Raw genomic sequence first — 12,705 nt, forward strand, 5'->3', positions numbered from 1 at the left:
CGCCATGAAAGCCTGGCAGGTTGCGCGTGACTGGTCGATCGAGGGCCTGCAGCTGGCCGATCTGCCCGAGCCCACACCTGGCGCGGGGCAGGTCGCGGTGCGCATGCGGGCGGCATCTGTGAATTATCGCGACCTGCTCACGGTGCAGGGGAAGGGCGGCGTCACCAGATTGCCGCTGATCCCGTTCTCGGATGGCGCCGGCGAGGTGATCGCTGTCGGTGATGGCGTTGTCCGCGTCGCGGTGGGTGATCGCGTCTGTCCGATGTTCTTCCAATCCTGGATCGACGGGAAGGTGTCGGCCGCCAGCCGTCGCTATGCGCTCGGCGGCACGCGGCCCGGCGTGCTTCAGCAGGTCATGGTGCTCGACGCCGAGGGCGTCACCCATATCCCGTTGCATCTGTCTTTCCGGGAAGCGGCGACGCTGCCCTGTGCCGGGCTAACCGCCTGGCGCGCGCTGTTCGAGGAGGCCAGGGTGCAGCCCGGTGACACGGTGCTGGTGCAGGGTACCGGCGGTGTGTCGATCTTTGCGCTGCAATTCGCAAAGCTCGCCGGTGCGAGCGTGATCGTGACCTCGTCGAGCGACGAGAAGCTCGAACGTGCCAAGGCGCTCGGAGCGGATCACACCATCAACTATCGTTCGTTGCCCGAATGGGGCAAGGCGGCTTCGGAGTGGACCGGTGGCGGCGTCGATCATGTCGTCGAGGTCGGTGGCAAGGATACTTTTGCGCAATCGCTCGAGGCGGCGCGGGTCGGTGGCAACATCCTGGTGATCGGCGTGCTCACAGGCTTCTCCCAGCAGATCGCGATTCCGAGCCTGTTTTCCAAGAACCTGCACGTCATTGGTCTGTCTGTCGGCAGCCGCCGGATGTTCGAAGGTATGAGTGCTGCGATCTACCGCAATGGCATGAAGCCCGTGATCGACCGCGTGTTCGGCTTCGACGCCGTGCCCGACGTGCTGCGGCTGATGCAGCAGGGTGGCCATTTCGGCAAGATCGTGGTGGAGTTCTCTTAGGAATGCGCTGGGGCGTCGGAGCGAGCGCTCGTCCCGCAATGACGCTCTCAATACTTCTTCACGGCCGCGCCGAACACCAGCCACAGCGCCATCGACGCGAGCCCGAAGCCGCCGAGCAGCAGGAAGGTCGGGCCATAGCCGATCCATTGTGCGATCCAGCCGCCAAGGGCGGGACTGAGGCTCGCGCCAACGCCCTGCACGGTGATGACGGCGCCTTGGCCGAGATTGATGCGGCCGGTGCCGTTGAGCGAGCGCGCGACCATGCCGGGGACGGCGACCGTCTGGAGCCCGGTGCCGATACCGTCGAGCACCTGCATCGGCACGACGCCCCACCATCCCGTAACGAAGAAGGCGAGCACGCCGCGAATCGGCAGGAACATGAAGGAGACGAGGATGACGGGCCAGTAATTGCGCTTGCTCGCGACCTTCATGGCGATTAGCGAGGTGACGATCATCACGCCCTGTGCGATCACCACGGTGGTGGCGACGAAGCTCGGGCCGTTGGCCTGTCCGTCGGCCACGGCCGCAAGACTGTAAAGCGGAACGATCGCGGCGTTGCCAAGATGGAAGAGGGCGAGAGCCAGCGCAAGGACGAGCAGCGCCTTGTGCTTGAGCAGGATCGTGAGCGCATCCGGTTGGCTGTCGAGGTCATCCTCCTTGCTGCCGCGCGCGGCGCGGTCGTCGATCGTCTTGGCCGGTATCATCAGCACGCAGGCGATCGCGATGGCGCCGAACGCGGCGGCCAGCACGAACACCGAGACGTAGCCGAATTGATAGCCGAGATAGCCCGACAGCGCCGCGCCGACCATGTTGCCGGCATGGTTGAACGCCTGGTTGCGGCCGTTCAGTGCATTGAATCCCTTCTGTTTCGCGATGCCGAGCGTGATACCTGTGACGGCCGGCACGATCGCGGCGCTCGCCAGCGATTGTGCGACCTGCGAGAACGTCACCGCCCAGAAATTCTGCGAGATCAGGATGATCGCGGACGCAAGCACCACGCAGATGCCGGGGATGACCACCCACAGGCGCTTGTTGCGGCTGGAATCGATGAACCCGCCAATCGGCGTCGTGACCAGCATGCCTGCGACATTGCCGATCGTCATCGCGGTGCCGATCAGCCCGCTCGCCCAGCCGCGCTCCTGAAGGAACACTCCGACGAACGGCCCGATGCCCGACTGCATGTCGGCCATGAAGAAGTTGACTGCGAACAGCGGCCAGAGGCGGGACGGGGCGGGGCGCGATGTCATCGAGACGCTGAACGTATTGCTGCCAACCGACTATGGTCTCGTGCAAGACTGACGGCCGGCCAATTGCGCCGGGGCGGACCAGAAAGTAACCTGCGCTCAGCGCGTTGGTTCCGGCCGCGCCTGCGATTGAGGACGGGAATGTTGCCTCGCGCCGTTCCGGTCTCGTTCTGGATCATGATCATGCCCCTCTGGACCTGCGAAACCTGCGGCGCGCAATTCCCGGACGGCGAAAATCCGCCCCCGTCCTGTCCGATTTGCGAGGACGAACGGCAATTCGTCGGCTGGAAGGGGCAAACTTTCCTCACGCGCGAGGCGCTCGGAGAACGTCACCGCCTGGTCTGGCGCGAGGATCTCGGCCTGACCGGCATCGCGCTCGAGCCAAGCTTTGCCATCGGCCAGCGCGCGCTGCTGGTGCCGCTCGCGGGCGGCTGCCTGATGTGGGACTGCGTACCGCTGGCGACGCCGGAGGCGATCGCGCATGTGCGGTCACTCTGCGGGCTGAAGGCGATTGCGATCTCGCATCCGCATTACTATGGCGCGCTCGCCGACTGGAGCGAGGCGTTCGGCGGGGTGCCGGTCTATTTGCACGCCGATGATCGCCAATGGGTGACGCGTCCACATTCATCGATCGTGCACTGGACCGGTGAAAGCCATCGCATCTCGGACGATTTGCTGCTCCTGCGCACCGGCGGTCATTTCGCCGGTGCCACTGTGCTGCACCATGCGCGCGGTGCGGGCGGCAGGGGTGCGCTGCTCACCGGCGATATCGCGCAGGTGACGATGGATCGCCGCTTCGTCAGCTTCATGTACTCCTATCCGAACTACATGCCACTCAATGCCGCGGCGGTAAGACGGATTGCAGCTGCGGTCGAGCCGCTGGCGTTCGATCGCATCTACGGTGCGTGGTGGGGCCGCAACATCGCCGCAGGCGCCAAGGTCGCATTCGCGGCGTCTGTCGCGCGCTATCTGGCGGCCATCGCCTGAGCCGACGCGCGATCGGATTCACCTTGCCGGTCCATAATAAATGGACTATAAGTACAGTTATTAAGCGTGGCGCAACGATGCGTCTGCGGGAACGGCATGATCGATGCATCGCCGTTTTGGCGGCGCGCTTAGCGCGCGAGCGGGAGTTGGACGCATGACGGCGGACCGCGACTATGAGATCTTCGAGGCTGGCGACGTCACGCTCCAGTCCGGCGCCGTCGTCCCTTTGCTCCAGCTCGCCTACAAGACCTACGGCCGGCTTAGCCCCGCCAAGGACAACGTCATTCTCTATCCGACCTCGTTCAGCGCGCAGCACACCGACACCGAGTGGCTGATCGGCCCCGACGGCGTGCTCGACCCCACACGCTATTTCATCGTCATCCCGAACCTGTTCGGTAACGGCCTGTCGTCCTCGCCGTCGAATACGGCGGCGTCGTTCCCGATGATGACCTATCACGATGCCATCGCGGTTCAGCACCGGCTGCTCACCGAGCGGTTCGGCATCTCCAAGCTTGCCCTGGTCTATGGCTGGTCGATGGGCGGCATGCAGGCCTACCACTGGGCGGCGCTGCATGCCGATATGGTCGAGCGCGCGGCTGTTGTCTGCGGCAGTGCCCGCTGCGCGCCCTATAATTACGTCTTTCTGGAAAGCGTGAAGGCCGCGCTGACCGCCGATCCGGCCTTCCGCGACGGCCGCTTCGTCGAGAAGCCTGTCGCTGGCTATCGCGCCATGGGGCGCGTCTACGCGGGTTGGGCGATGTCGCACGGTTTCTATCGCGACGAGATCTGGCGCGAAGCGGGCTTCGCCTCGCTGGACGATTATCTCGTCCGCGCATGGGACCCGGCGTTTGCCCGGCGCGACGCCAACGATCTCCTGGCCCAGATCGGCATCTGGCAGAACGGCGACGTCAGCCGCTGCACCGCATTCGACGGCGATTTCGATCGCGCGCTCGGTGCGGTCAAGGCGCACATGCTGCTGATGCCGGGCGCGACCGATCGCTATTTCGACGTCCGCGACAACGAGGACGAACTCGGCCGGCTGGTCAACGCGAAATCAGCGGCGCTGCATCCGATCCCGTCGCTGCACGGCCATCGCGCCGGAAACCCCGTCAACAATCCGGGCGATCAGGCCTTCATCAAGGCCGAGATTGCAACACTCCTCGGCAAGTAGGGCAGGCATCCGATCATGAGCGACGCAGCCGTTTCAGAGTCCGGCCATCGCCTGAAGCCGCTGTCACCGGCGATGCTGCGCGAATTGTCGTCGCGCTCCAATTTTCAGGGCGCAGCGCGCAGCCTCTGCCATTACGGCCTGATCACGCTGGTCGGCGCGCTGATATGGAAGGTTACCGCGACATACGGCGTCCTCTGGGCGCTGCCACTGGTGGCCGTGCAGGGCTATTTCGTCGCCTTCCTGTTCATGGCGGTGCATGAGACCGCGCACAAGACCGCGTTCAGAAGCCGCGGCCTCAACCTCGCGGTCGGCTATCTCTCAGGCTTCATCATCGGATTGCCTTACGAATATTACTGTCTGTTCCACTGGGACCATCACCGCTACACCCAGGATCCGGACAAGGATCCCGAGCTGGTCGTCGGCGTGAAGCCGAAGTCCGACACGCAGCTCGCGCTCGCCTATAGCGGCCTGCTTCAGGTCGTCGGCCGCGTTTGGCTGATGTTCGGCCATGCCGTCACCGGCAAGGTCGTCGTGCCCTGGATCCCCGAGAACAGGCGCGCCATCATCGTGACCGAGGCGCGTGCCTATGTCGCACTCTATGCGCTGCTGCTCGTGCTGTCGCTCTGGTTCTCGTCGGCACTGCTGCTCTGGGTCTGGATCGTTCCGCTGATGATCGGGCAACTCTTCCTGCGGCCGTATCTCTATGCCGAGCACACCGGCTGCGAGCGCACCCGCAGCGCTTTCCAGAATACCCGCACCACCTATACCGGCGCGATTGTCAAATGGCTCACGTGGAATATGCCCTATCACGTCGAGCACCACGCCTATCCCTCGATTCCCTTTCACGCGCTGCCGAAGCTGAACGTGATCGTCGACGGCGAGATCCTCTATCGCGGCCGCGGCTACATCAGAACGACGCGCGAGACCTGGGCCTGGTTTCGCCGGCAGCGGCAGGCCGGCTAGCGCAAACGCAAAGCTCCGGTCGCGGCGCGACCGGAGCTTTGTCGTGGAGGCGATCCATCAGTAGGCGCCGTAGGCGCAGACATTCACCATGCGGACGCGCAGGCCGTGGCGGGTCTGGATGACGCGCCCCTGGTAGCAATTGTTGACGCCGGTGTTGACATAGATGCCGCCAAAGCCCCAGCCGGGACCCCAGTGATGATGGAAGCCATGGGCCGACGCGGCGGTCGGCGCGAGAGCGGCAACGCCGAGCGAGCCGGCAGCGATCAGACCAAGTGCAAGCTTACGAAACATTTTCATTCTCCAGTGTGGCGCAAGGGCCGTTGTTGTGTCCCTGCATCTCGGTCGAGCCGAAACGCGAATGCGTTCATGCCGCGAGCGGAGAATCGTGTTTCAGGAGTGTTTCGTCGGTCGCGGCGGGTTACGCCGCCGCCATGTTTTCCGCGCCGCGCGGTAGCGCGCAGCCATCGCCTGTGTCAGCTCCGCCATCTTCTCGCGCAGATCGGCCGGCTCCAGCACTTCGGCCTCGGGCCCGAGCCGCAACAATTCGGCCGCAGCGTGCCACGACGTCTTTCCGGTCGGCACTCTGGCAATGCGCCAGCCGTCTGCATCGGCGGTGTCTTCAAGCTGCGTACGCGCCCTGACGTAAGGCTGGCTCAGCGCGTCGAGCAGCTTGACGCCGAAGGGCGATAGCCGGACGACCGCGACATTGGGATGCATCTCGGCCTCGAGGCGCAGCGTTGCATCCCGCCAATAGGCCGCGAGATCGAAATCGGCGGGACGCTCGCAGTGATCGTCGAGCGCCGTGCAGTCGAGCACGCGCGCGACGCGATAGGTGCGCACGCTGCCGTCGACCAAACCTGCGAGATACCAGCTGCCGCCCTTCAGCACGAGGCCGAGCGGCGCGACGCGGCGCTGCTTCTCGGCGCGCCAGCTCTGGTAGCGGATTTTTATCAGCGTCCCGCGCAGAGCCGCGCCGGCGATGGTGCGCAGATGCTTTGGCTCTTCCGCCTCGCCGAACCAGCCCGGCGCGTCGAGATGAAAGCGCTCCTGCATCCGGCTGGCATCCTCGCGCAAATTGGCGGGCAGCGCTGCCATCAGCTTGTTCTGCGCGGCGATCATCGCGGCATCGAGCCCGAGCGCCGCGGCCGGGCCCGGCAATCCGGTCAGGAACAGCGCTCCCGCCTCGCTCTGCGACAAGCCGTTCAGCCGCACGCGATAGCCGTCGAGGAGGCGATAGCCGCCCTCCGCGCCGCGGTCGGCATAAACGGGGACGCCGGAGGCCGCGAGCGCGTCGATGTCGCGATAGATCGTGCGCACCGAGACTTCGCAGGCCTCCGCGAGCTCGGGCGCAGTGACCTGCCCCTTGGCCTGGAGGGTGGTGAGGATTGACAGCATCCGGCTCGCGCGCATGATCCCTTGAACCATACCTGATACAGGATGTCAGGTATGGTCCGCTACAAGGCCATCGCCAGCCGGCCAGATGGAGACCTGCCATGACCGATTCGAACCGCATCACGCTGTATTATTCGCCGCAAAGCCGCGCCACCGGCACGCGCGTGCTGCTGGAGGAGCTGGGGGCGCCCTACGATCTCCATGTCCTCAACATGAAGGCCGGCGAGCAGCGCAAGTCGGCCTATCTCGCCATCAATCCGCTCGGCAAGGTGCCGGCGATCGGCCACGGCGGGCAGCTCGTGACCGAGCAGGTCGCGATCACTATCTATCTCGCCGATCTGTTTCCGCAGGCAGGGCTCACGCCCGCGCTGAACGATCCGCTGCGCGGCCCTTATCTGCGCTGGATCGCCTATTACGGCTCGTCCTTCGAGCCGGCCCTGATCGACAAGTTCATGCAGCGCGAGCCGGCGCCGATCACGCAGTCGCCCTATGCCGATTATGACACCATGCTGGGTGCGCTCGAGGCGCAGCTGTCGAACGGGCCGTATCTGCTCGGCGAACGCATGACGGCCGCAGATGTTCTCTGGGGTGTCGCGTTCAGCTGGACCATGATGTTCGGCATCGTGCCGAAGAAGGACGTGTTCGTCCGCTATGCCGAACGCATGACCTCGCGGCCTGCGTTCCAGCGCATCACTGCGGCCGATGCCGAGATGGCGGCGCAGCATGCCGCGGCGGCTGCTGGGGGATGAGTGATCCAGGGTTGCGGATGACGACGCATATGCACACGACCAACTGCTTCAACACCTTCATCCGGGTTGCCGAAGACTGTCTCGCGCGTACTGGCGAGGAGCCGCCGCTGCGCGCGGGAAAGCCGACGGTGGCGTGCCTGCAATATCTGATGATCGCCAAGGCACCCTATAAATACACGTCCGACGACGTGATCTTCGCGACGTCTGCGCCGGGACGCGAGCTCGCTGTGAAGGCGGCGAAAGCGGAGAAGCATGCGGCCCGTGAAGCGTTCTTCTCCCGGAGGGCAGGCGTGCATGAGGGCGTCGAGCCTGGGCAAGCGCTTCGGCTGGGGCGTTCATGCCGATAGCGAGGGCCGGATCGCGATCTACGCCATCGACAGCAAACGCTACCAGGAGCTTGTCCGCGATCCCAAGCTCACGCAGGTGCGCGCGATGCGGTCGAAGCGGGCGTAATCAGAATTCTGGCGATCGCTTCTCCGCGAACGCCTTGATGCCTTCCTTGATCTCGTCGCCGCGCATGCTGTCGCGGTGGCGCTGATCGGCGGCTTGCTCGTCCAATTCGCCGCGGGCGAATTCGTTGATCGCGCGCTTCATGCCGCGCATCGCCTGCGGCGCGTTGCCGGCAAGGATGCTGGCGAGCTTGTCGACCTCTTCATCCAAAAATTCCACCGCTACCATTGCGGTGAGATAGCCGATCCGCAGCATCTCCGGCGCGCTGATCTTCTGCGCGGTCAGGAACAGTCTTTTCGCATTGTCGAGGCCGAGCCGCGTCACGTAGCGTTTGATGCCGCTCCTGTAATAATGCAGCCCGAGCCGTGCCGCCGGCATGAACATCTCGGCGGTGTCGACGCCGATGCGGAAATCGCAGGCAAGCGCGAGGTCGGTCGAGCCGCCATAGACGCCCCCGTTGAGCCGGCAGATCGAGGGCACGCCGAGATCCTCCAGCCGGTTGACGACCATCTCGAAGGCGGAGCCCGCGCTCTGCTGCTCGTTCGCGCTGACCGCGCGCTCGGCGACCGAGTTGAGATCATAGCCCGCGGAAAAGGCGCGCCCGGTGCCGGTCAGCACCAGCACGCGGATATCGGGATCGGCCTCGATCCGGTCGAACAATTTCACCAGCACGCCGAGATCCTCGGCCTGGAGCCGGTTGAGATGTTTGGGCCGGTTGAGGCGGATGGTGGCGCGTGTGCCCATGATTTCGAGCACGGGGCCAGAGGCCGCGTCGGTGATGTCCGACATTCTTGTCTCCTGTTATTTGTTTTCGAGCGCGCGGCGCTTTGCTTCCGTGTCGATGGTCTCGGCGAGATCTGGGTGCCGGGCCATCAGCACGCGAAAGTCGACGAGGTCGAGCACCAGGAGCCGCGACACCTTGGTGGTCGAGACGTTGGCGCCGCGCAAATTGTTGCCGAGCAGTGCCATCTCGCCGAAGAAGGCGCCGTCGCCGAGCTGCACCTTCTTGCCGGGCAGGTCGACCTCGACCTCGCCGGCGGCGATGAAATACATGCAGTCGCCCTGCGTACCCTTGCGGATGATCATGGTGCGCGCCGGCAGCTCCATGGTCCGCAGCATGTGGGTGACGTCGGCGATCGCCGCCGGTCCGAGCGCTGCGAAGAACGGTACCTTGCTGACGGATTCCCAGGTCTTGAGGAAATTGTCGCGCCGGGTCTCTGCGGCAAAGCCGGTGGCCAAAATACCGGTCCAGAGACCGAACACGCCGAGGCCGGAGATCATCACCAGCGCGGCCACCATGCGGCCAAGCGGCGTCACCGGCACGACATCGCCATAGCCGGTCGTCGTCAGAGTTGCGACAGCCCACCACAGCGCGGCCGGCACGCTGCCGAAAGTCTGGGGCTGCACGTCCCGCTCCAGGAAATATTCGGCGACCGAGGCCAGGAAGACCACCATCAGGAAAATCACGAGCACGCTGACCAGCGGTCCCGATTCCAGCACCAGCACGCGGCGGAGCTGCCGCAGGCCGGGAATGCCCGGCACCACCTTCAACACCCAGAGCACGCTGAGTAGCCACGCCGTCTTCGGCTCGAGCCCGACAATCAGCGCGGCCGGCACGGCCAGTGCCCCGAGCGCGTCGACCAGCCCGGCGGAAGAGGACATGTAGAGTGCGAGGCGCCCCTGTCGCGCCATATGGCGCAGCCGGACCACCCATTCGAACACGAAGTAGACGAGGCAGGTCCAAAGCAGGGCATCGACCCAGCGATGCGCCGTCTCATAGGCCGGATTGACCGTCAGCAGCACCATGCCGAGCACGCCGACGCCGACCGCCACATAGGCTGCCCTGGTCATGTTGCGGCCGGCCGTGGCGGCCGCGAACTGGGCCAGAGCGGAGATCAGCGGCTTGGACATGCGGAAAGGCGGCTCGGTTTGTGCTTTGCGGTCCCGGCTGGAACCTCGATGCCAAAGTGCCTGCCCGGGCCGAGGCCGTCAACGAGAGCGGCCTGCCGTTCCGCGAGCCGTTACCTGAAATGCGGCGGTTCGTCGTAGCCGCGACGGCTGCTGAAGAACAGCAGCACCATCAAGCCTACGCCGACAACAACGGAAAACCCGGCCCCCAGCGCCAGCGCCACATAGCCTTCTGTCGGGATCGGCTCGCCCCCGACCGTCATCGCGGAATAAGCGAAATAGCCAACTGCCGTCAGCATTCCCAGCAGGAAGATGATGAGGAGTGCACGCATGCGCGGTCTCCGGTTGTATCCGGGAGGCAACGGTTGTGGAGGCAAGACGGTTCCCGAACCCGGCCTGGTTGCTTGTGGAATGCCGGCAACGCGCCGCCGCAAGACTTCAGATCGATAGGTCAGGCACTCTGAGCTGTCTTCACCACCACGATGTTGCTCTCGTCGTGCTGGGGAGGGGCCACATCCTGAGTGGCCTTCTCGCCCTCGCCGGCATGGCGCTTGAGGTAATCGCGACGCATGCCGATCTCGTCGCGGACGAATTCGTAGCCGAGCTTGAAGGTGTCGAGTCCGTCGGTGCTGATCGTACCGTCCCGCAAGCCGATCACCGCGCCGCGCAAGATGCCTTCCAGCTCGTCCTGGAGACATTCGAGCTGGTCCAGCGAATGGGCGTGCTCGATCCGCTCGCCGATGTCGAGGATGGCGGTCGAGAGTTCGCTGGCCTTCTCGGGTGCGATCCGGGTGATCTTGGCGTAGATCGCGGCGAAGATCGAGCCGATGACGCTGAGCGCGGCAGCGCCCAGATACATCAGGTCGCTGTACTTATCCATGAACGATTTGGTGTCGTCGTTGATGTAGTCGGCTGCGCCTTGATGCGCCATCACGAAGGCGTCCTTCTCGACGGAGGCGGGCTCGATTCGGCTGGCAAAGCCGCTGTCGAGCCCGAGCGCGGACTTGTTCTCGTAGACGGTGCGCGCCAGCTCGCCCGCGGCGGCCGGCGACATCTTTGATTGCGTCACCAGCAGCCATTCGAGCCCGATCGTGTCGAGATCGTCGTCGGGAATTTCCGGCGATGCAGACAGTGTGCCCGCCGTCAGCGTCTCGCTGGAAATGCCGGGGATCTTGCGCGCCAGCGCCTTCGCCTCGTCAATCGCCTTCAGTGTGAAGCCGCCGCGCTTGGCGACCTGCTCATAGGCCTTGTCCCGCACCGCCTTCGAGGCGTGGACGATGGCGACGACCGCACCAAAGCCGCTTGCGGGGGCGAACAGCTTGTCGAGCGTTGCGCCCTGCGGCGCCATCTGGATCTTCGCCGCGTCCGGACCATCGGGAACGTCGAGGATGCCGCGGACGAAGGCGAGCGAGGCTTCGTTGTCGGCAAGGACGGCGACCTTCTTCTTCTTCAACTCGGCGAGCGACTTGATCTTCTTGTTGCCGGGCCCGAGCAGCAGCACGAGATCGTGCTCGAGGATCGCGAGCGTGCGTGCCCGCAGCGGCACCTTGGCGTCGGTGCGCAGCACGGCAAGGTCGGCCTGCTTGCGGTCGAACTGGGCGATCGCCTTGGCGTTGTCGGCGTTGTTGACGATCTTGATCCGGAAGCGCGAGGTGTTGTTCTTCAGCACAGCGGCAAGCTTGGCCGCGAACAGCGCCTCGTCGCTGTTGGGGGCGCCGACGGCAAAGATCAGCGTCTCCGAATGGTGCACCAGCGCGCGGCCGCCCCAGACGGTGGCAAGCGACAACAGCAGGGTCAGCACGACGTAGAGGAAGACCTGCTGCTGATTGGTCTTGATCACCTTGGGTCGCCGGGACAGTGGCTCGATCGGCGACGAGGTAGGGCCCTCAGTACTCATGGCAGCACTCTGGCCTTATTCTTCCAACGGCGGCCGGCTCGCGGAAGTGGATCGCTGCGGACGCCCCCGTAATTCGTAAACGTCTGAAAAAGGAACGATATTCTACTGACAATGATAGCGCGCAGGTCGCGGAAAGCAAATTTCGAGCCGAAGGTAACCTTACTCAACTCGGCCGCGGCCATTGGTCATCCTATCACCAGTTTGCCACAGTTGGCGATTTTCCGGTTCCCCCGGCTGCATTCCGCCGCGGGAAATGTCATAAATCGCAAGTCCCGGCAAATTGACCGGTCCAGGAAGAGGTTGCGCTGCACGCTCCAATTCTTCTTCTCACGTCAATGAGGGCGTCAGCTTTGTCGTTTCCATCCCTGTCATCGGCGGTTCCGGTCGAAGCGCTCATTGGCTGGATGTTGCTGCTCACCTTCAAGCACATCATCGCCGATTTCGTTCTGCAGACCGCCTGGATGGCGCAAGGCAAGGACCAGAAGCACGGCTGGGCCCTGCCGCTCCTGGTGCATTGCCTGATTCACCTTGCGGTTGCGCTGCCGCTGATCCTGATCGTGGCGCCGAAATTCTGGTTTGTGGCGTTGATCGACTTCGTGATCCACATCACGATCGACCGCGCCAAGGGCCTCGTCTCGGCCAATTTCGGTGTCGACCTTGCGCATCCCTGGTTCTGGACCCTGATCGGTGTCGACCAGGCCCTGCACCATTTGACCGGCTTCGGCCTGTCGATCTTCATGGCGGCGAACTGAGGCCGGCGGCCCTCTGGAGTGGCTGTCGGGCCTGCATGGTTCGAGACGGCGCTTCGCGCCTCCTCATCATGAGGGGTGAGAATCTTTCAGCAGAAACCGGCCTCATCCTGAGGGCCCGCCGGAGGCGGGCGTCTCGAAGGATGGCCACGGAGAAAACCCTTTCCGGCCCTCTGATACGCG

15 protein-coding genes are annotated in these 12,705 nt (G+C 64.5%); 8 read left to right on the forward strand and 7 right to left on the reverse strand.

Annotated elements, in window-relative coordinates; all coding sequences use genetic code 11:
• Positions 1–4 precede the first annotated feature (4 nt).
• Positions 5–1,012: a zinc-dependent alcohol dehydrogenase family protein gene (locus ACVWW3_RS34865; protein WP_456651668.1), complete on the forward strand. Its 1,008-nt coding sequence runs from the start codon at positions 5–7 to the stop codon at positions 1,010–1,012.
• Between the two features lie 47 nt (positions 1,013–1,059).
• Here ACVWW3_RS34865 and ACVWW3_RS34870 read toward each other — a convergent pair whose 3' ends face one another.
• Entirely contained in the window at positions 1,060–2,259 is a 1,200-nt protein-coding gene (locus ACVWW3_RS34870; RefSeq protein WP_456651667.1) for an MFS transporter, read from the reverse strand.
• Between the two features lie 180 nt (positions 2,260–2,439).
• Between ACVWW3_RS34870 and ACVWW3_RS34875 the strand changes: the two genes are divergently transcribed.
• The 3 genes from ACVWW3_RS34875 to ACVWW3_RS34885 all read left to right on the forward strand — a co-directional run bounded on the left by ACVWW3_RS34875 (position 2,440) and on the right by ACVWW3_RS34885 (position 5,377).
• Positions 2,440–3,243 (forward strand): MBL fold metallo-hydrolase, encoded by an 804-nt coding sequence (locus tag ACVWW3_RS34875; RefSeq protein WP_456652127.1) that lies wholly within the window; start codon positions 2,440–2,442, stop codon positions 3,241–3,243.
• A gap of 154 nt (positions 3,244–3,397) precedes the next feature.
• Positions 3,398–4,414 (forward strand): alpha/beta fold hydrolase, encoded by a 1,017-nt coding sequence (locus tag ACVWW3_RS34880; RefSeq protein WP_456651666.1) that lies wholly within the window; start codon positions 3,398–3,400, stop codon positions 4,412–4,414.
• 15 nt (positions 4,415–4,429) lie between these two features.
• Positions 4,430–5,377 carry a fatty acid desaturase gene (locus tag ACVWW3_RS34885; protein ID WP_456651665.1) on the forward strand — a complete coding sequence of 316 codons (948 nt, stop codon included), beginning with the start codon at positions 4,430–4,432 and terminating at the stop codon, positions 5,375–5,377.
• Between the two features lie 57 nt (positions 5,378–5,434).
• Here the strand turns inward: ACVWW3_RS34885 and ACVWW3_RS34890 are convergent, their stop codons facing one another.
• Entirely contained in the window at positions 5,435–5,668 is a 234-nt protein-coding gene (locus ACVWW3_RS34890; protein ID WP_456651664.1) for a hypothetical protein, read from the reverse strand.
• 99 nt (positions 5,669–5,767) lie between these two features.
• A complete protein-coding gene (locus tag ACVWW3_RS34895) occupies positions 5,768–6,787 on the reverse strand; it encodes a helix-turn-helix transcriptional regulator (RefSeq protein ID WP_456651663.1) in 1,020 nt (339 codons plus the stop codon).
• A gap of 83 nt (positions 6,788–6,870) precedes the next feature.
• Here ACVWW3_RS34895 and ACVWW3_RS34900 point away from each other — a divergent pair, with 83 nt between their 5' ends.
• From ACVWW3_RS34900 to ACVWW3_RS34910, 3 genes are read left to right on the forward strand one after another with little or no spacing between them, the layout of a single operon-like run.
• Positions 6,871–7,518, forward strand: coding sequence for a glutathione S-transferase family protein (locus ACVWW3_RS34900; protein WP_354103095.1), 648 nt, complete (start codon positions 6,871–6,873; stop codon positions 7,516–7,518).
• 17 nt (positions 7,519–7,535) lie between these two features.
• Positions 7,536–7,865: a DUF6157 family protein gene (locus ACVWW3_RS34905; protein ID WP_456672304.1), complete on the forward strand. Its 330-nt coding sequence runs from the start codon at positions 7,536–7,538 to the stop codon at positions 7,863–7,865.
• Positions 7,813–7,971 carry a DUF6157 family protein gene (locus ACVWW3_RS34910; protein ID WP_456672305.1) on the forward strand — a complete coding sequence of 53 codons (159 nt, stop codon included), beginning with the start codon at positions 7,813–7,815 and terminating at the stop codon, positions 7,969–7,971. Before ACVWW3_RS34905 ends, ACVWW3_RS34910 begins: the two co-directional genes overlap by 53 nt.
• Here ACVWW3_RS34910 and ACVWW3_RS34915 read toward each other — a convergent pair whose 3' ends face one another.
• The 4 genes from ACVWW3_RS34915 to ACVWW3_RS34930 all read right to left on the reverse strand — a co-directional run bounded on the left by ACVWW3_RS34915 (position 7,972) and on the right by ACVWW3_RS34930 (position 11,773).
• Positions 7,972–8,757, reverse strand: a complete 786-nt coding sequence (locus ACVWW3_RS34915) for an enoyl-CoA hydratase/isomerase family protein (RefSeq protein ID WP_456651661.1) — start codon at positions 8,755–8,757, stop codon at positions 7,972–7,974. It abuts the gene before it with no gap.
• Positions 8,758–8,769: 12 nt separating this feature from the next.
• Positions 8,770–9,879: a cyclic nucleotide-gated ion channel gene (locus ACVWW3_RS34920; protein WP_456651660.1), complete on the reverse strand. Its 1,110-nt coding sequence runs from the start codon at positions 9,877–9,879 to the stop codon at positions 8,770–8,772.
• 110 nt (positions 9,880–9,989) lie between these two features.
• The gene (locus tag ACVWW3_RS34925; RefSeq protein ID WP_247344013.1) at positions 9,990–10,208 is read right to left on the reverse strand and encodes a hypothetical protein; all 219 of its coding nucleotides are present in this window, start codon (positions 10,206–10,208) and stop codon (positions 9,990–9,992) included.
• 119 nt (positions 10,209–10,327) lie between these two features.
• Positions 10,328–11,773, reverse strand: a complete 1,446-nt coding sequence (locus ACVWW3_RS34930; RefSeq protein ID WP_456651659.1) for a TAXI family TRAP transporter solute-binding subunit — start codon at positions 11,771–11,773, stop codon at positions 10,328–10,330.
• A gap of 404 nt (positions 11,774–12,177) precedes the next feature.
• On the opposite strand from ACVWW3_RS34930, the gene ACVWW3_RS34935 reads away from it, so the two are divergent.
• On the forward strand, positions 12,178–12,525 hold the full coding sequence (locus tag ACVWW3_RS34935) for a DUF3307 domain-containing protein (protein ID WP_247344354.1): 348 nt from the start codon (positions 12,178–12,180) through the stop codon (positions 12,523–12,525).
• The last annotated feature ends 180 nt before the right edge of the window (positions 12,526–12,705 follow it).

Source organism: Bradyrhizobium sp. LM2.9 (assembly GCF_054056555.1).